At 63.7% G+C, this 24,335-nt stretch carries 18 protein-coding genes; 7 read left to right on the top strand and 11 right to left on the bottom strand.

The features are described from left to right. Positions 1 to 376: 376 nt before the first annotated feature. Complete coding sequence (uvrB, locus tag ACWGTI_RS02015; protein ID WP_454585575.1) at positions 377 to 3,544, bottom strand: excinuclease ABC subunit UvrB; 3,168 nt, start codon at positions 3,542 to 3,544, stop codon at positions 377 to 379. A 122-nt stretch (positions 3,545 to 3,666) separates the two neighbouring features. Continuing rightward, the gene (locus ACWGTI_RS02010; RefSeq protein ID WP_454585574.1) at positions 3,667 to 4,932 is read right to left on the bottom strand and encodes a hypothetical protein; all 1,266 of its coding nucleotides are present in this window, start codon (positions 4,930 to 4,932) and stop codon (positions 3,667 to 3,669) included. A gap of 147 nt (positions 4,933 to 5,079) precedes the next feature. Between ACWGTI_RS02010 and ACWGTI_RS02005 the strand changes: the two genes are divergently transcribed. Beyond that, positions 5,080 to 6,126, top strand: a complete 1,047-nt coding sequence (locus ACWGTI_RS02005; RefSeq protein ID WP_454585573.1) for a CapA family protein — start codon at positions 5,080 to 5,082, stop codon at positions 6,124 to 6,126. A gap of 53 nt (positions 6,127 to 6,179) precedes the next feature. Further along, complete coding sequence (locus tag ACWGTI_RS02000; protein WP_454585572.1) at positions 6,180 to 7,157, top strand: hypothetical protein; 978 nt, start codon at positions 6,180 to 6,182, stop codon at positions 7,155 to 7,157. Positions 7,158 to 7,318: 161 nt separating this feature from the next. Here ACWGTI_RS02000 and ACWGTI_RS01995 read toward each other — a convergent pair whose 3' ends face one another. Then, positions 7,319 to 7,840, bottom strand: a complete 522-nt coding sequence (locus tag ACWGTI_RS01995; protein WP_454585571.1) for a hypothetical protein — start codon at positions 7,838 to 7,840, stop codon at positions 7,319 to 7,321. Positions 7,841 to 8,582: 742 nt separating this feature from the next. Here ACWGTI_RS01995 and ACWGTI_RS01990 point away from each other — a divergent pair. Beyond that, positions 8,583 to 9,521, top strand: a complete 939-nt coding sequence (locus tag ACWGTI_RS01990; protein WP_454585570.1) for a diacylglycerol/lipid kinase family protein — start codon at positions 8,583 to 8,585, stop codon at positions 9,519 to 9,521. Positions 9,522 to 9,592: 71 nt separating this feature from the next. Here ACWGTI_RS01990 and ACWGTI_RS01985 read toward each other — a convergent pair whose 3' ends face one another. The 3 genes from ACWGTI_RS01985 to ACWGTI_RS01975 are packed head-to-tail and all read right to left on the bottom strand — an operon-like array spanning position 9,593 to position 13,334. Continuing rightward, positions 9,593 to 10,510 (bottom strand): NAD(P)-dependent oxidoreductase, encoded by a 918-nt coding sequence (locus ACWGTI_RS01985; RefSeq protein WP_454585569.1) that lies wholly within the window; start codon positions 10,508 to 10,510, stop codon positions 9,593 to 9,595. After that, positions 10,507 to 11,721 (bottom strand): mandelate racemase/muconate lactonizing enzyme family protein, encoded by a 1,215-nt coding sequence (locus ACWGTI_RS01980; protein WP_454585568.1) that lies wholly within the window; start codon positions 11,719 to 11,721, stop codon positions 10,507 to 10,509. The genes ACWGTI_RS01985 and ACWGTI_RS01980 overlap by 4 nt, the downstream gene beginning before the upstream one ends. Further along, complete coding sequence (locus ACWGTI_RS01975) at positions 11,718 to 13,334, bottom strand: GMC family oxidoreductase (RefSeq protein ID WP_454585567.1); 1,617 nt, start codon at positions 13,332 to 13,334, stop codon at positions 11,718 to 11,720. The genes ACWGTI_RS01980 and ACWGTI_RS01975 overlap by 4 nt, the downstream gene beginning before the upstream one ends. Positions 13,335 to 13,556: 222 nt before the next feature. Between ACWGTI_RS01975 and ACWGTI_RS01970 the strand changes: the two genes are divergently transcribed. Further along, positions 13,557 to 13,952: an acyl-CoA thioesterase gene (locus ACWGTI_RS01970; protein WP_023671995.1), complete on the top strand. Its 396-nt coding sequence runs from the start codon at positions 13,557 to 13,559 to the stop codon at positions 13,950 to 13,952. Between the two features lie 474 nt (positions 13,953 to 14,426). On the opposite strand, the gene ACWGTI_RS01965 is transcribed toward ACWGTI_RS01970, so the two are convergent. Continuing rightward, entirely contained in the window at positions 14,427 to 14,795 is a 369-nt protein-coding gene (locus tag ACWGTI_RS01965) for a winged helix-turn-helix transcriptional regulator (protein ID WP_454585566.1), read from the bottom strand. 89 nt (positions 14,796 to 14,884) lie between these two features. Between ACWGTI_RS01965 and ACWGTI_RS01960 the strand changes: the two genes are divergently transcribed. After that, entirely contained in the window at positions 14,885 to 15,490 is a 606-nt protein-coding gene (locus ACWGTI_RS01960) for an NADPH-dependent FMN reductase (RefSeq protein ID WP_454585565.1), read from the top strand. Positions 15,491 to 15,608: 118 nt separating this feature from the next. Here ACWGTI_RS01960 and ACWGTI_RS01955 read toward each other — a convergent pair whose 3' ends face one another. Together ACWGTI_RS01955 and ACWGTI_RS01950 are read right to left on the bottom strand one after the other, a co-directional pair. Next, entirely contained in the window at positions 15,609 to 16,910 is a 1,302-nt protein-coding gene (locus ACWGTI_RS01955) for a glucoamylase family protein (RefSeq protein ID WP_454585564.1), read from the bottom strand. Between the two features lie 137 nt (positions 16,911 to 17,047). Next, on the bottom strand, positions 17,048 to 20,359 hold the full coding sequence (locus tag ACWGTI_RS01950; protein ID WP_454585563.1) for an autotransporter outer membrane beta-barrel domain-containing protein: 3,312 nt from the start codon (positions 20,357 to 20,359) through the stop codon (positions 17,048 to 17,050). Between the two features lie 208 nt (positions 20,360 to 20,567). Here ACWGTI_RS01950 and ACWGTI_RS01945 point away from each other — a divergent pair, with 208 nt between their 5' ends. Continuing rightward, positions 20,568 to 20,804 carry a hypothetical protein gene (locus ACWGTI_RS01945; RefSeq protein ID WP_454585562.1) on the top strand — a complete coding sequence of 79 codons (237 nt, stop codon included), beginning with the start codon at positions 20,568 to 20,570 and terminating at the stop codon, positions 20,802 to 20,804. A 481-nt stretch (positions 20,805 to 21,285) separates the two neighbouring features. Next, positions 21,286 to 22,164 (top strand): DMT family transporter, encoded by an 879-nt coding sequence (locus ACWGTI_RS01940; RefSeq protein WP_454586463.1) that lies wholly within the window; start codon positions 21,286 to 21,288, stop codon positions 22,162 to 22,164. Between the two features lie 13 nt (positions 22,165 to 22,177). Here ACWGTI_RS01940 and ACWGTI_RS01935 read toward each other — a convergent pair whose 3' ends face one another. Both ACWGTI_RS01935 and ACWGTI_RS01930 read right to left on the bottom strand, forming a co-directional pair. Continuing rightward, positions 22,178 to 23,488, bottom strand: coding sequence for a hemolysin family protein (locus ACWGTI_RS01935; RefSeq protein WP_454585561.1), 1,311 nt, complete (start codon positions 23,486 to 23,488; stop codon positions 22,178 to 22,180). A 134-nt stretch (positions 23,489 to 23,622) separates the two neighbouring features. Further along, positions 23,623 to 24,330, bottom strand: a complete 708-nt coding sequence (locus tag ACWGTI_RS01930) for an LssY C-terminal domain-containing protein (protein WP_454585560.1) — start codon at positions 24,328 to 24,330, stop codon at positions 23,623 to 23,625. Positions 24,331 to 24,335: the final 5 nt, after the last annotated feature.

Genomic DNA, 24,335 nt, shown 5'->3' with positions numbered 1-24,335 from the left:
CTCTGGTCTAGCCGGAGACGACTCCGGGTGCACGTTGACGGTGCGCGTGCCGGCCATCAGGCTCAGTGTTGCGCACCACGAAGGGCAGACCAAAAAATCGAAGCGGGAGAAAACCCCGGACCGTCCTGGTCAGCCCTGCAAGCAAGCTCGCAGGGCAGAAATCGGGCCACGCTGACGATGGTGACGAAAAAACGTAAACACGTGAGCCCTCCTTTCAAGACAAGACGTTGAGTGTGCGGGAGTGGTTACACCAGAGGCGGGGTTGGTGGCAAGTGGACCGTCAGGGCGGAGCGCTGCAGCTGCCGATCTCCCCCCTCGTGGGGGAGATGTCCGGCAGGACAGAGGGGGGCGCTGTCCTGCCAGCGTTTTGAATGAACTACCTTCCCGGTCGTCCGGTCTTGCCCGGACGGCGCTTTTCGCGGCGGGCGTCGCCTGGGTCTTCGTAGGAGCCGATGCCGGAGCGCTGGCGAACGATGGGCTTGTCGTCGCGATCCTTCGCGCCCCCCTCTGTCCTGCCGGGCATCTCCCCCACTTGGGGGGAGATTGGCTGGGGCTTCGTTGGCACTTTTCCTTCGACGGGCTTTTCGGTGCGGCGCACCGTCATCTCATCAAGCGAGTTCTTCTTGAACAGCGGCTTGGTGGCATCGCCCGGAATGCCGAAATCGGAACCGTGCGCTTCGGATGCCGACTGTTTCTTGAACAGCGAACGCGAGACAGCGCCTGCCGGCGTCGGCATGTCGGTGCCTGGACCCATATCGTCGATCGAAGGCTTGGCGAACATCGGCTTCTTCACCGGTACGGTGCCGTCGGCGCCCATTTCGTCGAGCGCCGGCTTGCGGAAGAGGTTGGGCCGGGCAGCTTTGGCCGCCTCTTCGGCGGCGCGGGCTTGATCGAGTTTGCGGAAACGCTCCTGTTCCTCAACCGTGCGATGCTTGGCCACGCCCTTGTTGTGCTTGCCCTTCTCGCGGCCCGAAACGGGGCTTTCCATGTCGGCATATTTGGCCAGCGGGTCATCAGCGATCGACAGCTCCATCTCGCGCAAGCGCTTGATCTCGTCGCGGATGCGGGCAGCCTTCTCGAAGTCGAGATTGGCGGCCGCGTCGCGCATCTGCTTTTCCATGGCGTCGAGATGGGCTTTCAGATTGTTGCCCATCATGGCGCCGGCGCTGTCGGTGAACTGCGAGATGTCGGCGCGGACGTGGTCCTTCTCGTAGACCGAATCCAGAATGTCGGAGATGCGCGACTTCACCGATTCCGGGGTGATGCCGTTGGCCGCGTTCCACTCCATCTGCTTTTCGCGACGGCGGTTGGTCTCGGCCATCGCACGCTCCATCGATCCGGTGATCTGGTCGGCATAAAGGATGACCTTGCCGTCGACGTTTCTGGCAGCGCGGCCGATGGTCTGGATCAGCGACGTCTCGGAGCGCAAAAACCCTTCCTTGTCGGCGTCGAGAATGGCGACGAAGCCGCATTCGGGAATGTCGAGGCCTTCGCGCAACAGGTTGATGCCGACCAGTACGTCGAAGGCGCCAAGGCGCAAATCCCTAAGAATCTCGATGCGCTCCAGCGTATCGATGTCGGAGTGCATGTAGCGGACGCGCACGCCCTGCTCGTGCAGATATTCGGTCAGGTCCTCGGCCATGCGCTTGGTCAGGACGGTGACCAGCGTGCGGTACCCGGCAGCGGTGGTCTCCCGGATTTCGCCGACGACATCGTCGACCTGGCTCTTGGCCGGGCGCACCTCGACCGGTGGGTCGATCAGGCCGGTCGGGCGGATGACCTGCTCGGCAAAGACGCCGCCGGACTGCTCCATCTCCCAGCCGCCGGGCGTCGCCGAAACCGCGACCGAGAGCGGTCGCATGGCGTCCCATTCCTCGAAGCGCAGCGGACGGTTGTCCATGCAGGACGGCAGGCGGAAGCCGTATTCGGCCAGCGTCGCCTTGCGGCGAAAGTCGCCGCGATACATGCCGCCGATCTGCGGCACGGTGACGTGGCTTTCGTCGACGAAGACCAAGGCGTTGTCAGGGATATATTCGAACAAGGTCGGCGGCGGATCGCCCGGCTGGCGTCCGGTCAGATAGCGCGAATAGTTCTCGATGCCGGCGCAGGAGCCGGTGGCTTCCAGCATTTCGAGATCGAAGCGGGTGCGTTGCTCCAGCCGCTGCGCCTCCAGCAGACGCCCAGCCTTTTCAAGCTCTTGCAGGCGGTGCTTGAGTTCTTCCTTGATCGACTTGATGGCTTGATTCAACGTCGGGCGCGGCGTCACATAGTGCGAGTTGGCGTAGATCTTGACGCTCTTCAGTTCGCCGGTTTTCTGGCCGGTGAGCGGGTCGAATTCGGTGATCGCCTCGATCTCGTCGCCAAACATCGAAATGCGCCAGGCGCGGTCCTCAAGGTGGGCCGGGAAGATCTCGATCGTATCGCCGCGGACGCGGAACGAGCCGCGGACGAAGTTGATGTCCTGGCGCTTGTATTGCTGGGCGACGAGGTCGGCGAGCAGCGCGCGCTGGTCGAGCCGGTCGCCGATCTGCATCTGGAAGGTCATCGCCGTATAGGTCTCGACCGAACCGATACCGTAGATGCAGGACACCGAGGCGACGATGATGACGTCGTCGCGCTCGAGCAGCGAGCGCGTCGCCGAGTGGCGCATGCGGTCGATCTGTTCGTTGATCGAGGATTCCTTCTCGATGAATGTGTCGGTGCGCGGAACGTAGGCCTCCGGCTGGTAGTAGTCGTAATAGGAGACGAAATACTCCACCGCATTGTCGGGGAAGAATTTCTTGAACTCGGAATAGAGCTGCGCGGCCAGCGTCTTGTTGGGCGCCAGGATCAAGGCGGGGCGCTGCGTTTCCTCGATCACCTTGGCCATGGTGAAGGTTTTGCCCGAGCCGGTGACGCCGAGCAGCACCTGGGTGCGGTCGTTGTTGTCGACGCCTTCGACGAGATCCTTGATCGCCGTCGGCTGGTCGCCGGCCGGCTCGAAATCCGACACCATCTTGATGGCGATGCCGCCTTCGGATTTTTCCGGGCGGGCAGGGCGGTGCGGCGTCCACAGCACGCCGTCCTTGTGCAGCGGATTGCCGGATTCGATCAGCGCCGACAGTGCCGCCACCGTGGCGGTGACACCGCTCGAGGTCATCGTCTCGGCGTCTTCGAGCGAAATGTCGAGACCGGCGACCGGGTTTAGGCCGGCTGCCGTGCGTTCGCGGGCCGTGGCCGCGCCGCCCATCGAGGTGCCGCGCGCGGTTCGTCCGGGAGCGGCGGAGCGCTCAGGTATCTTTTTCGCTGCCTTCGGCGACTTGCCGTCCTTGCCGGAGAGGCGTCCTTCCTTCTCGGCCTCCTGCTCGATCTGCTCGGCCCAGTCCGCAATCGAGCCGGTCAGCGGCGTGCCGGTGAAGTCGGCTTGCGGCGCCTCGGCGAAGCCACCCTTGTGCAACGGCTCCGAGGCATCGAGGAAATCGGTCAGCGGGCTGCGCCGCTTGGGAGGCGAAGCGCTGTTATCACCCACCGTCGAGGGCGTTTTTTTTTCAGGGAGTTTGGCCATGCCCCAAATATGGGCAGAGTCCGCCAAAATGGAAAGGGCGCAGTGGCGAGGCGCGGAATGCGAACCGAGGCTCCTGACACAAGGCTGTCAGGAGCGCTGGCACGACTGTCTTGCGACGGTCCTCAGTTGAACCACAGCGCAAAGGTCAAAAACCCCGCGCCGCCGAACTGGCGCTGGATCTGGTCGAAATCGCTGCTGGTCACGATCTCGCCTTCTTCGAGGTAGGGCGCGATGGCCGGGCCGGTGATGGACAGCACGAGGTCGAAGGGCTTTGGCTCTTCGAAGAAGCGCTTCATGTTGATGCCCTTGCCGGTGCTGGCCGTGATGCGGAAATGCGGCAGCAGCTTGCGGCCTTCCAGCAGGTCCTCGGCCATGGTCAAGGTGGCGAGCCAAGCCTCGACCTGCTCCTCACCGACTTCGAGGCCGGTAAGCGGGTTCTCGCCCTTCTGCTTCGGTCCTGGCAACCATTCGCGATCATTGTCGGTCTCTGCGCGGATCGCCTTCCAGTCCTCGCGCGACAGCCGGATCATTTCAAGGAGATGGCGGCGCGCGGCCTGCCGGCGTTCCGGCTCGACCACCGGCCAGTTGACGAGATGCACCATCGAGATGAAATCGGCGATACGCCATTCCGACGAGAAGATGCTGCTGCCCATGTCGCCGGCCGGCGGCACCAGGACATCCTGCAACGGCAGTTTGGCGCGCGGGAACAGCATGTGGAACGAGCAGTCGAACATGGTCCTGAAATCGTGCGCCAGCCAGAAATCGGCCTGCGCCATCAGGAACTCGGCATAGCCCTGCAGCCAGTAACCGTCGGCACGGTCGAAGCGGAAGGCGAGCGCCGGCGCGGTATCGTCGGGTGCGATGCCGCCGCGCGACAGCGAGGCCATGATGGCAGCCATGCTTTCGTCCGGCGCGATGGCGCCGTCTTCGTTGAGATCGATGCCGACATGGGTGAGGTCAATGACCATGCCGATATCGGCATCCGCCGGTACAGAGCGCAGCGTGGCGGCGGATTTCTCCAGCCGGTCGCGGAAGGCGACCAGGATGGCGCGGAACTGCTCGTAGGTCAGCGGTTCGGGATTGGGATTGTCGGGGACCGGCAGCCGCATCAGCGGCAACATGAAGGATTGCGGGCTCTCGAAACCGTGGCGGTGCAGGCCGCCGCCAAGGATTTCCAGCGCGGTGAAGAACTCGCCAGCGCCGGCGGCATAGGCCGCTGCCGGATCGCCTGATGCCGCGGCTTCGAGCGCGGTCAGCGCGGCATTGCGGTCGGACACGGTTTTGGCTTCGAACAAAGCGGTTGCCGCTTCGGGCGCCACGGCGCGGGCGGAAGATATCGGCAGCAACAGAAGAAGGGCGGACGCCAGCAGGCCTGCAAAACGTGTCATCTCATTCCTCCACCATGTCATTGTGCAGACATTACACGCATTTGGCGCCGTGTCTGCCGGCGGCAATGTTTCAAGGACTGACGGTCGACACTTCCCGGGCAGACCGTCTACACAAGCCAACCGACTGGGCAAACGATTGGGCGTCGCGTGTCGAACTATCCACTTTCCTACAAACTGTCATGGCTGCCGCGCTTCCTGAAGCCGTCGCTCGGCGGCGATGTCAGGGACTTTGCGCCGATCGCGGCCACAACCATCATCGATCCGCCGCCCGGGCGGAGGGTGACGTTGGCTTTCGTCGGCGACATTTCGGCGGTGGCAAACAGCATCGCGCCGGAGTGCGATCCTGATATCGCAAAGCTGCTGGCGTCGGCCGATCTGGTGATCGGCAATTGCGAGAGTCCGGTCGTGGAGCGGCCGAGCGCAGCGCTTGGCACGCGGCTCGGCACGCACCATGCGATGAGCGAGCGGTTTCTCGCCGAGGCACTTGCCGCCGTCGGCATCGCGCGCGAAAGACTGGTGCTGTCGCTGGCCAACAATCATGTGCTCGACCAGGGTATCGCCGGTTTCGACGAGACCGTTGCGGCGCTGAAACGGCTCGGCATCCGCACCATCGGCACTGCGAAAAAAGGACCTGTCGAGCAGGTCAAGGCCGGGCCGCTGACGATCGGCTTTACCGCCTTCACGCTGTGGCGCAATGGCGACGCTGTATCGTTCAACGAGCGTGTGTCGATGCAAAGCGATCCGGCGGCATGGGCAAAAGGTGCGGCGGGCAAGAGCATCGATCTGCGCTGTGCCATTCCGCACTGGGACTGGGAGTTCCGGCATTTTCCGCGCCCGCAAACGCAGGCGCTGGCCAGGCTGCTCGCCGCGCATGGCGTCGGACTGATTGCCGGACACCATGCCCATGTCGTGCAGCCGGTGCAGTGGGTCGGCAAGACGCTTGTCGCCTATGGGCTCGGCGACTTCCTCGGCACCGCCTTGGCGCGTCAGCCGTGGCCTGGCCGCATCGGCGGCATTTTCGTCGTCGATGTCAGCGCCGACCTCGGCCAGCGCGGCACCATTGCCGGCTACCGGATGCATCCCTTCATGCGGCTGCGCGCCGGCGGGCATGAGCGGTTGGTCCCGGTCGAGGCGCTCACCGGCCCGATGAAGGGCAAGGTCGAGGCCCGGCTGAAGGCGATTTTCGGTGACTGACGACTTTCCGCAAAAGCGGCTATCATCGATGCAATCAAGCTTGCGAGGGGGCGATGGAAACAGCGGATTTCATGCCTGATGAAACGGTCGTCGCCGGCATCAGGAAGAACATCGAAACCTATGAGGCCGGACGCGCCTCGGCCTACCGGCAGGTGCGCTGGCGGGTGCCGTTGTTTCTCGGGCTGCTGCTGGTCTTCGTCGCGCTGGTCGCCTGGCTGTTCAACAAGGTCGCCGACGCCAATGAGCAGTGGTTCTCGACACCGCATGTGTTTCTCTATATCGGCGGCTTCTTCGCGGCGTTGCTGCTCTATTTCCTGGCGATGAGACCGGCAACGCGGCTGCAGCAATCGTTCCGCGACACGCTGCTGCCGATCATCTTCGGCTTTATCAGGGATGTGCGCTACCAGCACGGCGTGACGCCGAATTCCTTCGACCGGCTGCCGCGCGCCGTGGTCGGCGCCTTCAACCGGCAGAGCTTCGACGATATCGTATCCGGCCGCTACGAGGAGTTTCCGTTCGAGCTTTACGAGGCGGAGTTGCGCCAGGGCACGGGCAAAGGCTCGTCAACGGTCTTCAAGGGCGTCATCGTCGCCTTCGAGACGATCACGCCGTTCCCCGGCACATTGGTGGCGACGCGGCGCAGCAATGCGGTCGTCGGTTTCTTCCGCGGCATCTTCGCCGGCAAGATGCAGGAACTGTCGAGTGGTGATCCCCTGCTCGACGGCGACTATGAATTTCGCACCGACAATGTCGCCGCCGCCCAGCCGCTGGTGGCTGGACGGCTGGCGCAGGCGTTGAAATGGCTGCATGAAACATGGGGTGATGATCCGGCGCGGGTGGCGCTCAACGGCAGCGACGGTTTCCTGCTTTTGCCGCAGCCGAAGAATTTTTTCGAACTGCCTGCCATTTCCGTGCCGCTCGATTACACCAGGCATATCGCACCGATGATCGCCGATATGGGCTCCATCCTGGCGACGGCTGCGCTGGTGCGCAAGATCGGTGCGACGGATGGCGAGGCGGTGGCAAGCTAGGATGCCATCCTCGGCGACTAGATCGGCGTTCCATCCGAAACGACATTCCATTTTTCGCCGGGCTATTCGGCCTCACCCACTCCTCGGCGTCAGCAGTCGAAACCGTCTGGAGTTTTCAACGGCAGTACGTCACCGTGGTATGGCCCGAACGGCGCGGCCGCTCACAATCCGCTGGGCACCAGGCCTGACAGCCAGTTCGCCGATCGCTTGGCCATGCCGACCGTTGCCGACGCGGCGCGGCCGAGGTCGGTCTTGACCAGCGCATAGCCGTTTTGGGTACGGTAGAGCACGCCGGTTCCGCCATCGACCACTTGCTCATAGGCAACGGGCCGGGCTGCTGCTGCTTCCTTTGCCGTCGTCGGCGAGCCGACGGGTACGCTCGGCCGACGGCTCAGTTCCGGCGGCAATGGGCTTTCAGATTGAACGCTCCGGCTGGCCGGCTTCAGTTCCGGGCGGGATGCGGTCGCTGCCAGTTGTGAAGAGGATGCCGAGCCCTTGGTGCGGCAGATGCCGGAGACCAGCGGATAGTTGAAGTTCTTCTGGTGCAGCATCTGGCTTTTCATCGCCGCTTCGCAGTCGGCGATGGTCGCCCACTTCGCCGGCGTCTCGCCGATATATTCGCAAAGCTTGGCGTCGCAGTCGCAGCCGACGATAATCATGGCGACAAGGGCGGTCTTGATCACGGTCTTGTCCTTCGGATTGCCCCCCGGCAGCCCCCCTCCATCGCGCGCGAACAAGGCGGGATTTTGGCCACCATCGCGGAATGAGCCAGCGATGCGGTTTCGAGGTGTGTGGGGCGCCCAAAAGACAGTCGGCGCCGGGATTTCTCCCAGCGCCTCCCTGTCAGATCAGGACACGGTCGCGGCAGCAACTTCCGTAAAGTCGTCGCGCCATGCCGGCCTTGATTTTGACGGCCCTGCCAGTCATCACCCGAAGGCGATGCCCGTTCCAGGCCACGCCGTTCTCCACCCTTGCGAGCTTCGCTCAGCGTGCCATCGAAGGTTTTGCCGTCCTTCATGGCAGCATCGGTCCGCCGTCGGCGTTCGCACGCTTTCCGCGGCCCCGTAGGTCTCGGCATCCGTCCCTCGAACAGGCAAGCCTGCTTTCGTTTCGGGCCGTACGGGCCTCAGGAAATCCGCCTTTTCGCTTTGCCTTTCGGCGTGGCGATCGGTAGCCGCCTGAGATGGGTTGAACTTACGCCGGGTAAGGGTTTTGGGGAATGGGCGCGGGCCTGTGGATAACGGGATTATCGGGGATGGTTTGCCACGAACCTCGGAATTTTTGTGGCTGCTGCTTTAGACAGCCTTCCCAGCTTTTTGACACTCCAATCGGCTGCGCCCCTTGCTCCGGCGGTCGGCACGGGTTTCAATGCCGGCAAAGGACTTTGCGGCCACCACGTCCCGCCGTCCTTTTGGGGAGGCGTCGTTGAAAGTCGGGGTGGTGCTCAATCCGATAGCCGGTGGCGGCCGGCTGAAACGGCATTGGCCGGAGGTCGCCGCTTCGTTGAAAAGCCATTTCGGCGATTTCGAGCTGCGCGAGACGCAGGCCGAGGGTGATGCCGAAAGGCTGGCGCTCGACCTCGCGGCCAGCGGTTTCGATCTGGTGATCGCGGCCGGTGGCGACGGCACCGCCAGCGAGGTGGCCGACGGATTGCTGCAGGCATTCGATGAGAGTGACCGAACATCCGAGCTCGGCTTGCTGCCTTGTGGCACCGGCATCGACTTCGCACGCGGGCTCGGCCTGCCGAAAGAGGTGGACGCGGTGCTGAAACGGATCGCCGAGGCGAAGGCGCGCAAGGTCGATGCGGGGCGCATCTGCTACATTGATGATCATGGCGCGCTGGCCAGCCGCCACTTCATCAACATCGCCAGCCTCGGCCTGTCCGGCGCCACCGACCGCGCGGTCAATGCCGACAAACGCAAGGGCAAGATGTCGGCCAAGGCGCTGTTTTTCTGGCGCACCGTGGTCGAGTTCATCCGCTACCGCTTCCAGGACGTCCGGATCACCGTCGACGATGGTGCGCCGGTCGAGGCGCGCATGGCGCTGGTGGCGGTGGCCAACGGCAAATTCTTCGGCGGTGGCATGATGATCGCGCCGGACGCCGAGCTCGCCGACGGCCAGTTCGACATCGTCATCCTGCGCGCAGCCGGCAAGCTGAAGCTGATCTGGGACATCCGCCTGCTCTATGGCGGACGGCATCGCAACCATCCGGCAATCACCATATTGCGCGGCCGGAAAGTGGTGGTCGAACCACTCGGCGACGCCGAGAAGAACGGTGCGCTGGTCGATATTGACGGCGAGTCGCCAGGTCGCATACCGGCGACCTTCGAGATTTTGCCGGGAGCGCTGACGCTCAGATATTGAATCAAGTGCCTCAGGGGCTGATTCTGAAGGCCGGACTAAACCCCTGAAGGCATTGGCTAAATATTTGCCGGCTAGGTTTCAAGTTTGACCGGGAAGCCGGGGGCGCGCAGGTAGGTGCCGACGGCGTCCTCGAGCAATTTGACGATCTGGGTCGACCAGGCGCTGCCGCCATAGGCCGCTTTACCCTGCTCGAAAATCGCGTTGACGCGGGTGGCAAGGTCGAGCGGTACGCCGGATTGTTCGGCCATGGCGAGCGCGAAGCCGAGGTCCTTCAGCGCCAGGTCCATTGTGAAGCCGATATCGTAGGAGCCGTTGAGAATGAGCTGGCTTTCGGTCTCGTGGACGAAGCTGTTGCCGGAGGAAGCCACGATGGCGTGGTAGGACTGGGCGAGGTCGAGCCCGCCTTGCTTGGCCAGCATCAGCGCCTCGCCGGCGGCGACGAGATGGATGAAGGCCAGCATGTTGGTGATGACCTTGATCACCGCCGCCGAACCGACCGGCCCCATCAGAAACGACTTGGCACACATCGCTTCGATGGCCGGGCGATGGCGTTCGTAGAGTGCGGCATCGCCGCCGACCAGCGCGGTGATCTTGCCGACCGCCGCCAGATGCACGCCGCCGGTGACCGGGCACTCAAGCGTCTCGACGCCCTTGGCCGAGGCGAGAGCGGCGAGGCGCAGAATCTCTTCGCGGCCGTTGGTCGACATCTCGATCCAGGTGCCGCCGCGGGCCAAGCCTTCGAGCAATCCGCCGGGACCAACCAGCACGGCTTCGCTGATCTTGGGCGAGGGCAGGCAGGTTATTGCGTTGCCTGCCCGTGTCGCCGCTTCGGCAGGGCTGTTGGCGGCGGTGGCGCCGAGCGCCACAAGCAGCTCGACGGCAACGGGGTCACGGTCGAAGACGGTGACGGCAAAGCCGTTGCGAAGCAGGCTGGCGGCAAGGTTGCCGCCGAGATGGCCAAGGCCGATGAAGGCGTAGCGCTCGCTCACGGCATCAGCGGCGTCTGCATCATCTGCAGATGCAAATCCTTGCCGGTGTAAGGGTGTGCATCGCAGACCGCTTCGTTAAGCTCGACGCCGAGGCCCGGCTCTTTCGAGGGGATGACATTGCCGTCTTGCCACTCGATCTTCTTCTTCAACAGCGTGGCGTGGAAGCCATCCCACTGTTTCAGCGATTCCAGGATCAGGAAGTTGGGCAGTGTCACCGCCAGCTGGATGTTGGCCGCACCGACGATCGGTCCGCAGTAGCAGTGCGGCGCCACCTGGATGTGGTAGGCCTCGGCCATCGCCGCGATCTTCTTGGTTTCCAAAATGCCGCCGGAGCGGCCGAGGTCCGGCTGCAGGATGGTCGCGGCGCGGTTCTCGATGACGCGGGCGAATTCGAACTTGGTCGTCAGCCGCTCGCCGGTGGCGATCGGGATGGAGGTGCCGCGGGCGACCTCCGCCATCACTTCGGGCATGTCAGGCGGCACCGGCTCCTCGAACCACAGCGGATCGTAGGGTTCGATGGCGCGCGCCATGCGCAGCGCGCCGGACGCCGTGAACTGGCCATGCGTGCCGAACAATATGTCGGCGCGGGTGCCGACCGCTTCGCGGATCGCCTTGATCATGCGGGTGGAGACATCGATGTCGATGAGACGCGGCTGATGGCCGTCAAAGGCGGTGTAGGGCCCGGCCGGGTCGAGCTTGACGGCGTTGAACCCCTGCTCGGCATATTCGAGCGCGCAGGCCGCCGCCATTTCGGGGTCGTTGTAGACGTTCCTGCCGTCCGGCGCGTCCTCCGAATGGACACTGCCGGTGTGCGGGTAGAGATAGGTGTAGGAACGCAGCGTCTCATGCACCTGGCCGCCGAGCAATTTGTAGACCGGCTTGTTGGCCTCCTTGCCGACAATGTCCCAGCAGGCCATTTCGAGTGCGGAAAAACAGCCCATGCCGGTCACGTCAGGGCGCTGGGTGAAACCGGACGAATAGGCGCGGCGGAAGAAGTTCTCGATGTCGTGCGGATCGTGGCCGATGAGGTAGCGCTCGGCCATGTCCTCGACGAGTTTGGCCGTGATGTGCGCCGAGAAGGTGGCGTTGTAGGCCTCGCCATAGCCGACCACACCACCATCGGTGGTGAGCTTGACGAAGATGAAATACTTGCCGCCGATGCCGGGCGGCGGATTGCCGACAACCCAGGTCTTGACGTCGGTGATCTTCATTTTTGGTCCTCCAGAACCAGTTCGGCGCCCTTCCATCCGGTCAGAACAGAGGCGGCATTGGTGTTGCCGGTAATGTTGGCGGGAAAGATCGAGGCGTCGATGACGCGCAGGCCTTCTAGACCATGGACTATCAGGCGAGGGTCGACCACCGCCTGCCCGGCATCGGGACCCATGCGGCAGGTCGAGACCGGGTGGTAGACGGTGCCCGAGCGTTTCCTGAAATCCGCGATCAGGTCAGCGTCTGAGCTGATCGACGGCCCGGGCAAAACCTCTTCGGCGATGATTTCGGCCATGGCGGGCATCGAGGCGATCTTGCGCACGAATTTCACCGCCGCCAGCATCTCGTCGACATCGGCATTGGTGGAATAGGCATTGGCGACAATCTTGGGATAGTCGCGCGGATTGCTGGAGCGGATCATGATCTCGCCGCGGCTCGACGGGCGGCAGTTGGACAGGCCGATGGAAAAGCCCGGCCACGGATCCGGTGTCAGGATCGGCCGCTCGCCGCTCTTCGGAATGACGGTCGAGAAGGCCTGGAAATAAAGCTGCATGTTGGGCCGTGAGAACGTCGGGTCGGTGCGGAAGAAACCGCCGCCATGGTTCATCGACAGCGACAGCGGGCCGGAACGGGTGAGGATGTATTGCATGCCGACCAAGAGCTTGCCCCACCACGGCCGCAGGATCTGGTTCAGCGTCGGCACCTTGCCCTTGAACGTGTAGTTGATGCCGACATGGTCCTGCAGGTGCGCACCGACATTTTCGTTGGCGTGAACGACCGGGATGCCGAGGCCTGCAAGCAGCGCCGAAGGGCCGACGCCGGAAAGTTGCAACAATTGCGGCGAGTTGATCGAGCCGGCGGACAGGATGACCTCGCGGCCGGCGCGCGCCGTCTTCGTCTCGCCGTTCTGCAGGTATTCGATGCCGATGGCGCGCTTGCCCTCGAACAGAATTTTGCTCGCCAGCGCGTTGGTCTCGACGCGGACATTCGCGCGTTTCATCGCCGGACGCAGGAAGGCGCGCGCGGCCGACATGCGGCGGCCGTTCTTGGTCGAAATCTGGTAGATGCCGACGCCTTCCTGCGCCGCGCCGTTGAAGTCCGGGTTGAGCGGCAGGCCTGCCTGTTGGCCGGCGGCGAGGTATCGCCTGGTCAGCGGATGGACGGTGTTTGTGCAATCGCTGATGTGCAACGGCCCGCCTGTGCCCCGCCATGCGTCGGCGCCGGCCTCGTTATCCTCCAGCGCCTTGAAGGCCGGTAACAGGTCGTCATAACCCCAGCCGGGATTGCCGGCGTCGCGCCAATCGTCGAAATCCTCGCGCGCGCCCCTGATCCAGACCATGGCGTTGATCGAGCTTGATCCGCCGAGCAGCTTGCCGCGCGGCCAGTGGTCGACATTGCCGGCCAGACCTGGATCCGGCTCTGGCTTGTAGTTCCAGTTGAGCGCGGGATCGAAGAAAGTCTTGCCGTAGCCGAGCGGCATTTGCACGTAAAAACGGCGGTCGGTTCCGCCGGCTTCCAGCACCAGAACGGAAAAGCGGCCCGAAGCCGACAGTTTGTCGGCGAGAACCGAGCCGGCCGAGCCGGAGCCGACGACGATGAAGTCATAAGTCTGCATGAACTTGGACGGCTCCGGAAAACTGGCCGCAGCCTAGACGCGGCAGGCTCGCCGCGTCGCCGCGCCTTCCGGCATGCGTTGTGAAAAATACGACCGGGTGGCGCGTCGTTCGGAAAAGCCATCACGGAACCGACATTGTGCCGCCGGCCTCCCACGTCGCGTTGACCTGTCGGCGCCGTGACGCTACGGGATCGAGGGCAATCGTTTCAGGGGATTTGGCGCATGGTGCACTACGCGGACGGCCGGCCGATCGGCGATCTGACCTTGCGCACGCTTGCCATGCCGGCGGACGCCAATGCGGCCGGCGATATCTTTGGCGGCTGGGTGATGGCGCAGATGGACCTGGCCTGCGGCATCCGCGCAGCGGAGCGCGCCAAGGGCCGCGTGGTGACGGCGGCGGTCAAGGAGATGTCCTTCGCCAAGGCGATGAAGATCGGCGACACGCTGTGCATCTACACCCACGTCGAGCGCGTCGGCCGCACCTCGATGACGCTCAAGGTGGAAGCCTGGGCGCAGCGCTATCTCTCCGACCTGATGGAGAAGGTCACGCACGCCGATTTCGTCATGGTGGCGCTGGATAGCGACGGCAAGCCGAAGCCGATTCCGACGGAAAGCTGACGTTCGATTCTGCCAACCCTGGGACCTTTGTAACATCCCCCGCCCGGGCGATGCGCTGCGCGACATCCAATGGTTGCCTTCGTCTCCGATTCTGCGGATGGCGGAGGAAGACAATGCGTCAACATATGCTGAACGGCTGGCTCGTGGCGGCCCTTGTCGCAGTGATCTGTCTGCTTGGCACGACCGCCTATACCGAGATCAGGAAAGAGCTTCCAAGTGTCGCCTGCATGCATGACCGGACCGTCGGCGACCAGCGGACTGCCCGGCGGGCTGCAAACGTCCAGACGTGTGGCGCTGTGTGTTGCAGCACCCTCGCACCAAAGGCCTGAGGGTCCCTCAGCGCAAGACGCTTGTCAGCCTCAAACGATGATGCGCCGCGAACCAAACGCTGCCGTTGGTCGTGACGGCGTGCAAGGCGACTCGGTTGAACCCGAACCGTGTCTTCAAGAGCAAAACCCTTGCGCAGCAAGGCTTTCAGCCGTTCAAATCGTCGAATTTCGCGCGCGCTTCCTGAACTCTGCTGGTGTTCTTGCGCGCCCAGAGACCGAGGGCGCCGACCGGCACCAGTAGCTCGTGGCCGAGCTCTGTCAGCTCATAATCGACGCGTGGCGGGATGGTCGGGAATACGGTTCGGGTGACGAAGCCATCGCGCTCCAGACCGCGCAAAGTGGTGGTCAACATCTTCTGCGAAATGCCGCCGACAGCAGCGCGCAATTCATTGAAACGCAACGGCCCGGCGCCGAGCTTGCCGACGACCAGGACGGTCCATTTGTCACCGATGCGCTGCAGGATTTCCGAGACGGCGCGGCAGTCTTCGGTGTTGTGCGGGTGCCTCAGTAACAAAACGGTGCCTCCTTGCGCAGTGGTTTGACAGTATCTCATATAGCGCCGGTATCCAAACGATACCAGCTTTTACATATATGGAGAGCCCCATGTCCAAGCCCAAAATCGCCATCGTCGTCGGTTCGACCCGCGCCGCCCGCTTCGCCGACGTGCCCGCCCAGTGGATCGCCAAGATCGCCAAGTCGCATGCCGACATCGATGTCGAGATCGTCGACCTGCGCGACTGGCCGCTGCCCTTCTTCGACGAAGTTGCTTCGTCCGCCTGGGCGCCCTCGCAGAACGAGGTTGCGCAGCGCTGGCAGAAGAAGGTTGCCGAGTTCGACGGCTTCATCTTCACCGCCGCCGAATACAATCATGGGCCGACGGCCGTGCTGAAGAACGCCATCGATTACGCCGCCAATGAATGGAACAAGAAGCCGGCCGGCTTCGTCGGCTATGGCAGCGTCGGCGGCTCGCGTGCTGTCGAACATCTGCGCCTTGCCGCCGTCGAACTGCAGATGGCGCCGGTCAAGTCCGCCGTCCACATCGCCTGGGGCGATTTCCTGGCGGTACGCCAGGGCGAGAAGAAGCTGGAAGACATCGAGCATCTGAACCAGGCCGGTGCTGCGCTGGTCAACGACGTCGCCTGGTGGGCCCGCGTGCTCAAGGCTGCGCGTCAGGCCGACGCGATTGCCGGCGAAGCCCAGGCGGCTTGAGCCTTTTCCTCCCAAGGATAACATCTTCCCGAAGGGCGGCGCTTGCGCCGCCCTTTTTCATTCCGCGAATCCGTTGGTGTCTTGAGTTTCTTGCTCAATTAATCGCGCCGGCGGCCCGTCACAGCCAGCCACCGGAAAAACCGGCCCGACGCAATCCCGTGACGATGGCCGGCACGCGGCGCATCATGCTCCACAGGAAGTCCGACCGGTAGTTCTCGATCATCAGGGCGATCGGCCCCTGATTGATGCCGACATGGTCCGGCGATACCCAGCCGCAGGCGCGGCCGTCGGCGGCAGCGATGGTCGGATTGAAGCTTGCGGCGAAGCCGTAAGGATTGCCCACAAGCAAGTCCATCTCGTGAAAATGGCGCAGCGCCGGCAGCACGATCTCCGGCGCAAAGGGGAGGGAGGCGATCGCGGCCCATGGCGACAGCGTGCCGTCGTCAGGACCGAAAGGCGCGCCGCGGGCGAGATAGCCGAAGAATCGGCGGCCATTGAACCGCATTTCACGCTGTGTCGGGCCTGGGCCGTCGCTGGCGGTGACACCCCAGCAGTTCTCGCCATAGCCGGTCAGTCCCTTCGGATTGCGGATGGCATAGTCACGCTGCAGATAGGTCGCCTGGCGGCTGTTGTGGAAATAATCGCTGTCGTGGTCGCGCATGAAGGCATCGCGGATGCGGCGAAAATCGATCCAGATATGCGAGAACTGGTGGATGAAAAGCGGGCCGGCATAGACCAGCTCGCGGCCGTAGATTGTCTTCCACTTGTAGGTGGACAGCCATGCCGCATAGCTCTCGGGCGGCAGCGAGTGGGTCGGTGATCCCAATCCAAGCACGTACAGGATCAGCGCCTCATCAAATCCTTCCCAGCGGTAGCGGAGGAAGCCCTTTTCAGGCCGCCAGCCATGAGTGACGGTGGCGCCGCCATTTTGTGCCCAGCGCCAGTCGGCGCGGCGGTAGAGCGCATCGGCCAGCCGGCGGATTTCCAGTTCGGATTCATCGTCTTCGCCGAAATAGGCGCCGGCGGCCAGAACGCCGGCCAGCAGAAGTGCGGTATCGACCGTGGACAGCTCGCAGCTCCAGACGCGGCGGCCGGTCTTCATGTCAAGGAAATGATAGTAAAAACCCTTGTAGCCGGTAGCATCAGGCTCCGGTCCATGCGGGGCGTTCCAGAAGAAGCGGAGCGTGGCGAGCGTCCGCTCAATTGCAGCGGCGCGCGTCATGAAACCGCGCTCGACACCGACGGGATAGGACGACAGAGCGAGACCGACGGCGGCTATGCTGGCAGGCGACGCCGACGTGTTGCGGTCGGCGACTAGGCCGTTGGCAGGGTTGGCCTCGTTGAGAAAATACTCGAAGGACAGGCGCTGGATGTCTTGGAGCAACTCGTCATTCAGCGCGTGTTCGTTCGATGCATCCATGACTATCGATATAGAGGCTTTGGCGGCATTTCCCACATTTGCGTCGGATCAATCATAGGTGAGAAAGGCTGACAACGAAACCGACTGCCAGCACCATCTCACTGCAGCTGCCGTCGACCATGCTGGCTGTTGCCTGCCTACCACTTCATCTTGAAACCCAACGAGCCGCCGACGGCGTAGCTGTCGCCGAAATCTTCCAGGCTCGAGCGCGCCAGCACCTCGCCATGGACGGCGTAACGGTCATCGGCCCAGCTCAGCGAGCCGCCGAGGCCGAGTCCGCCCCATAGCGGCTGCGGCTTGCTGACCAGCCTGGTGGAGGAGGCTACATCGGACACGCCGACATCGGTGCCGTCGAGGAAGTCGTAATAGAGGTTAGCGATGCCATAGACGTGCGAGCGGCTCGACTGACCGGCCTTGTTCTTCCACTCGTTCTCATAGTCGGCCGACAGGCCGAGGCGGCCGGTCAGGCTGTCGCTGCTGCCGTTGGAAACGACGGCGCCGAAGGGATCGGTGAAGGTGTCGAAATCGACCGAGGCATAGCTGAGCTGCGCCTGCGGGGTCAGCGACCATCTGCCTTGAAGAGCGATCTTCTGTCCGGCCTCGATGCCGAGGCCATAGCCGAAGCCGTTGTTGCCGTCGGCGAGGCGTCGGCCCAGCGTCGCGGACTCGAGGTCGCTGTCGAACCAGGTGAGTTCCGCCTGCGTGTCGACATAAAAACCGTTCTTGCCATACCAGGTCAGCGTGCCGCCAACGCCATAGCCGGTCGTGTCGATCGAGCCGACGCCGAACCCCGAGGCGACATCGGACTTCACCGTGCCGTAGTGAACGGTCACGCCGCCGACCACGACGCCGGCTGCCGTTTCGGAGAGCAGGACATCGAGACCCGCCTGCAGCTTCCAGAGGTCGGCATCATAGTCGGTTCCGGTCGTACTCGTGCCGGGATCGAATTGGCTGTGCGCCGCCTCGATGCGGCCCCAGATCGGGTTGCCTGCCTCGGCGCCCGCCGATTGCGGCGCCCACGAGCGGTTGCCGACCCGCTGCTGCAGCGTGCCCGGCTGGTTGAAGCTCTGCAGCACGCCGGCGTAAGCCTCGTAGATCGGAACGGTGGGCGCGTAGAGCGGCGATGTCGGGTCGTCGATCAGCGCGGAGCGCAGATACCAGTCGCCATCATCCGGCGTCGAGACGCCGTTCTGATAGAGACGGTAGGCATAGGCGCCGGCCACCACGGCCTGGTCGCCCTCGAAGACGTAGTCGCCCTGCAGGTTGAAAGTGCCGGCCGACGCGCCGCCGACATCGATGATCTTGATGCCGTTGACGGTCTGCCCGCCCAACCCGCCGATGCCGATCACCTTGACGTTGGCGGTGCCCGACGTGTCGCCGGTGATGACCAGCTTGTCGGTTGGGGAGGCATCACCGTCAAGTATGGCTTCGATCTCGACCGTGCCGCCGGCGCCGACGAAATTGCCCTGCACCGTCAGCAGGCCGATCGAATTGCCGGGCGCGATCACGCCGCCGGCCTGCAGCGTGGTGTTGCCCACGGTTCCGTTGCCGCCAAGCGCGCCGCCGCTGAGAATGGTGACGGCCGAATTGGCGAGCGAGCCGTTGACCGAGAGCTTGCCGGCCTCGATCGTGGTCGCGCCGCTCAGCGTGTTGATGCCGGTGAGGTTGAGATTGCCGGCACCCCTCTTGGTGAGTGTGCCGGTGCCGTCGATGATGGCGGCAAAGCTGGCATCGGTCGGCTGGTCGAAGACGAGCGTGGCATCGTTCAGGATGTTGCCGGTGCCGAAGCTCGTTGCCTGGCCGATCAGCGTGCCGGCCGAGACCGTCGTGCCGCCGCTGTAGGTGTTTGCGCCGGTCAGCGTCGTGCTGCCGGTGCCCTGCTGCACGACCGCGCCGCTGCCGGAGATGACGCCGGCAAAGGTCACGGCATCGGAACGATTGAAGGCAAGCGTCCCGTTGTCAGTGACATTGCCGGCGATCGAGCCTGACGTGCCGCCATTGCCGAGTTGCAGCGTGCCGGCTGAAATCGTTGTGACGCCGGCATAGGTGTTGTCGGCGGTCAGGATCGTGGTGCCGGACCCCAACTGGCTCACCGCACCGCTGCCGGAGATGGTGCCGGCAAAGGTATAGTTGTCAGTGCGGTAGAAGGCGAGCGTGCCATTGTTGGTGACGTCGCCTGTTATCGAGCCAGATGTGCCGCGATTGCCGAGTTGCAAGGTGCCGGCCGAGATCGTCGTGCCGCCGCTGTAAGTGTTGTCGCCGGTCAGGGCCGTGGTGCTGGAACCCTGTTGCACCACGCCGCCGCTGCCCGAGATGACGCCGGCAAGAATCAAGCCGTTGGAGCGGTCGAAGACGAGGGTGCCGTTGTTGGTGACGTTGCCTGTTATCGAGCCCGACATGCCACCATTGCCGAGCTGCAATGTGCCAGCCGAGATCGTCGTGCCGCCGGCGTAGCTGCTGTCGGCCGTCAGGATCGTTGTGCCTGAACCTTGCTGGACCACCGCGCCGCTGCCGGAAATCGTGCCGGCGAACGTCGCATCGTCGGAGCGGTCGAAGGCGAGGGTGCCGTTGTCGGTCACGTCACCGATGATCGATCCAGTCGTCCCGCCATTGCCGAGCTGCAATGTGCCAGCCGAGATCGTGGTGCCGCCGGCATAGGTGCTGTCGCCGGTGAGCACTGTCGTGCCGGTGCCGATCTGGTTTACAACACCGCTGCCGGAGATGATGCCGGCAAAGGTGTAGGTATCGGAGCGGTCGAAGGCGAGGGTTCCGTTGTCGGTCACGTCACCGATGATCGATCCAGTCGTGCCGCCATTGCCGAGCTGCAGCGTGCCGGCGGAGATGGTCGTGCCGCCGTCATAGGTGTTGTCGCCGGTCAGCACCGTCGTGCCGGTGCCGATCTGGTTCACAGCGCCGCTGCCGGAGATGATGCCGGCATAAATGTAGGTGTCGGAGCGGTCGAAGGCCAAAGTGGCGTTGTTGGCGACGTTGCCGAGGATGCTCCCCGATGTGCCGCCATTGCCGATCTGCAACGTGCCCTGGCTGATCGTCCAGCTTTCGGTGGCGGTGTTGTCCGCGGTCAGCGCCCAGGTGCCGCTGCCGGTCTTCTCGAGAATATCGAAGTTCCGGTATTGCCCGGCGGCACCGATCGAACCATCCAGGATCGAGAAGCCCGTTCCGCTGAGCCGAAGGCGATCCGTGGTCGCCGTCGCGTTCGCCACCACATTGCCAAAGATTTGCGAGCCGTCCTGCAGCTCCAGGTGGATTACGCCCGTCGTCGGCGTGGTACTCCACCCGATTGCGTCGGCGCCGGCGCCGGCCCGGATTATGCCGCTGTTGACGATATCCATCACGGCGCTGGCGGTGCCCACAATCGCGCTTCCACCGGCGCCGCCCCCTTCGATCGTGCCGGTGTTGATGATCTGGCCGGCGCCGCTTCGCACCAGCATGCCGACGCCTCCGATCCCGCTTGCGGTTGGCCCACCGCGGATCGTTCCGTGATTGGTTAAGGTAGTGGCGGCGCCAGGGCCGCCGAAATCGACGCCAGCACCTCCATTTCCTGTAGAGGCTGTTGCGCCCTGGACGAGGCCCATATTCGTAACCGACGCCCCGTTCCGGATTTGCAGCCCCGCCCCTGAACTCCCGCCGCTGGTGCCCATGAACGTGCCCACCAGTGTCCTGACGGCGCCGGTGCCTATGATCGGGACGCCGCTGCTCGCCGCGCCCGAAAGCGTGAAACCTTGCGTGTCGATCGTGATCGACTTGGTCGGTACCGGCAGTGAACCGCTACCCGTGGCAAAGCTGGCGGTCATGACAATCGTCGAGCTGGAATCGGCGTTTCCATTCGCCGCAGTGATGGCAGCGCGCAACTCGGCGTCAGTGCTGACCAAATAGGTCGCGGCCGAGGCGGCGCCTGGAAGCATGCAGGCGATCGCCGCGCCGCTCGCGCCCGCAAGGAGCGTCCTACCCCGAATGCGCCCAGACGCAATCGTGCCACTGCTTGCTCTCATTGAATGATGCCCTAACTGAACGCCGAATGCCTGCGGTGGCTCGCGCCGACCAAACCGTCAATAGGTTAACTCCAGGTTTGATTCGTGTCTTGCAGTTGAAGTGTTCGTTACTGAATATTTTCTGCCGTTACTTCCATGCAACATTAGAATCTCGACATATAAGCAGTATAAATATAAGCTTTGAATTAAGTATCGCTGGTGGGTCGCCGTGCGATCATGGATCGATCCGCGAAGGCCGCACTGGCCCGCACTACGGGCCGGGGCTGCCATCTGGCCCTGCCGTTTGGGCCTGATATATCCGGCTGGAATCCGTCACATGAGCGATATCAGTGAAGTCACCCAGCACGACAAACGCCGTTTCGCCGATGATCCCGGTGCTGGTCTGCGCGCTTGCCATTTTCCTGTTGTCGGCGATGGACGCGGCGATGAAGAGCCTGGTTATCGCCGTCGGCGTCTACAACACCGTGCTGTGGCGCAGCATGCTGGCGACCGTGGTTGCGGGCACGGCCTGGGCGGCGGGGCCGCGCACGCTTCCCACGCCTTCCGTGCTCAAGCTGCATGCGCTGCGTGCCATCGTCGTCGGTATCGTCCTGCTGTCGTTCTTCTGGGGGCTTGCCAGGCTGCCGCTGGCGGATGGCATCGGGCTTAGTTTCGTCGCACCGCTGTTTGCTCTTCTGCTGGCCGCGCTGCTCTTGGGCGAACGCATACAGCGTCGGGCGATCTGGGCGTCGCTGGCGGGCATTGCCGGTGTCGTCATCATCATGGCGGGACAATTCGGGCAAGGGAACTATACCGGGGATGCTTTGCTTGGCACGGTGGCTGTGCTCGCATCGACGGTGTTCTACGCCTACAATCTGATCCTCTCGCGGCGCCAGGCGCTGGTGGCAAAGCCGGTCGAGATCATGCTGTTTCAGAACCTGTGCGTTGCCGCCGTCCTTCTCCCCGCCGCGCCTTGGCTGGCGGTTTCCCTGCCGGGCAATCTCTGGCTTCCCCTGGCTGGCGTGACGGCACTGTCGCTCTCCGGCCAGTTCTTGATGAGCTGGTCCTATGCGCGGGCAGAAGCGCAATATCTGATTCCGACGGAATACTCGGCCTTCATCTGGGCGATCGTGTTTGGCTGGCTGTTCTTCGACGAGGCGGCGACCTGGACCACACTGGCGGGTGCGGCCCTGATCGTCGCCAGTTGCCTGATCGCCTCGCGCTCAAATCCCAGACTTGCCGAACCGATCGAAGCCGCGGTGTGAAGGGGCGCTGTTGTCAGCGCACCACTTCGCGATGACCGCTGGGCAGGCGGGTGGCGATCAGCTTGTCGATGCGGCGGCCGTCGAGGTCGACGACCTCGAAGCGCCAGCCTTGCGCATCGACGCATTCACCCGTCGCCGGCAAATGGTGCATATGCGACAGAACATAGCCTGCTACGGTTTCGTAGTCGCGGTTCTCCGGCAGGTCTATGCCGAGAACCTCCGCCATCTCGTCGGCCTGCATGTAACCGGCGAGCAGCCATGAACCGTCCTCGCGCTTGACGGCGTTTTCCTCCTCGCCGGCGTCGAGGTCGGCGCGGAAGACACCGGTGATGGCTTCGAGAATGTCGGCGGGAGTAACGATGCCTTCGAAATGGCCGTATTCGTCATGCACCAGCGCCATCGGCACGTCGGAATCCTTCAGCTTTTGCAGCACGTCCAGCGCGTCGGCCTGGTCATAGACGATGGGGGCGGCGCGCACGTGCTTGCGCGGGTCGAGCGGGCGGCCGGCAAGGATCGCAGCCAGCACGTCACGCGTCTGGACGACGCCAACCATGACATCGACGCCGCCATCGCCGGCGGGAAGGCGCGAATGCTGGGAGTCCATGAGAAGCTTGCGGATGGCGGCCTCGTCGGACTGCAGATTGATCCAGTCGACCTCGGTGCGCGGCGTCATCACCGCGCGCACGGCGCGATCGCCAAGCCGCATGACGCCGGCGATCATGCGGCGCTCGTCGGATTCAATGGTGCCGTGATGCTCGGCTTCGGCGACGAGCATCTTGATCTCCTCGTCGGTAACCTTATCCCCGCTCTCGCCGCGCTGGCCAAGCAGCCACAATATGGCGCGGCCGGAAATGTCGAGCAGGAAGACCAGCGGCGCCGAAACGGTGGCGAGGACGGTCATCGCAGGCGCCGCCCTCACGGCGACCCGCTCGGGATCGCGCAGCGCGATCTGCTTGGGCACCAGTTCGCCGACGATCAGCGAGAAATAGGTGATGATGGCGACGACAATGCCGACGCCGAGCGGATCGGCGATGGTCTCGCGCATGCCGTTGGCGGCCAGGAACTGCGCCAGCCGCTCGCCCAGCGTGGCGCCGGAAAAGGCGCCGGACAGGACCCCGACCAGCGTGATGCCGATCTGCACCGAGGACAGGAATTTGCCGGGATTGGAGCCAAGCGCCAGCGCGCGCCCGGCGCCCTTTATGTTGCGGTCGATCATCGCCTTGAGGCGGGCTGGCCGTGACGAAACGATGGCAAGCTCGGACATTGCCAGAAGGCCGTTCACGCAGATGAGGACGGCTACGGTCGCGATTTCAACGTATAGCATGAGGGGTCAATAGCATTGCGGCGGGCTGCTGGAAAATAGTCCGCGATGATTTTTGGAAAATGACAGTGGCAACTCGCAACGGTACGGCCCAAAAGCATCGGACAGCTTGCCGCCATTTTCAAAATTTTCCGACCTTACGGCAGTTGCCGCAGGACGCCAACGATGGCCCTGCCGTCGGTGAAATAGGGATCGCCGCCGCCATTGCGTCCGGCTTTGGTGGCGCCGATTCCAGGGATATCGCTCACCGAGATCACCATGCCGGCCGCAGTCAGGTCGTGGATCACGAGATCGCGCTCGGCGTCGATGTCGGGACCGATATGGTGAGTGATGGCGCCGGTGTCGTGGCTGAGACCAACGCCGCGATCGAAGCTGGCCGAGCCCAGCCAGAGTGGGCGGCCGTCGTCGCCGGTCGCATCGGTGCGCCAGAAGCGGACATGATGACGCCGGTCGGCGCTGCCGCCGACCGGCTTTTCAAAGGCGAGGTCCTGGGCGCGGCCTTCGAACAGCAGCCGGCTGACCGGGGCGTCGGGATAGGGATGATCGAACAGCACGCTTTCACCGATTTCGATCGCGGTTTTCAGCGTCACGCCATCGGCCGTGTCCCAGCCGGCCAAGGCGAAGGCATGCACAAGCTCCTTTTCGCTGCCGACAAGGCCGACATTGATCGGGTCGCCCGGAATGCCTTGCGGCGTATGCGTCACCATTTCGAAGGGCTGCTTGCGATAGCCGCGGTCGCGAAACGTCCAGAATTCCGGCGCGGCGACATAGGCAAGCGCCAGCCAGGCAGCCACGATAGCCGCCAGCCAGATCGTTGCGCGTCTTCGAAGGCTTTTTCGACCCACCTGCC

The organism is Mesorhizobium sp. ArgA1, from assembly GCF_053714375.1.
This window is presented reverse-complemented; position numbering and strand designations above follow the sequence as displayed.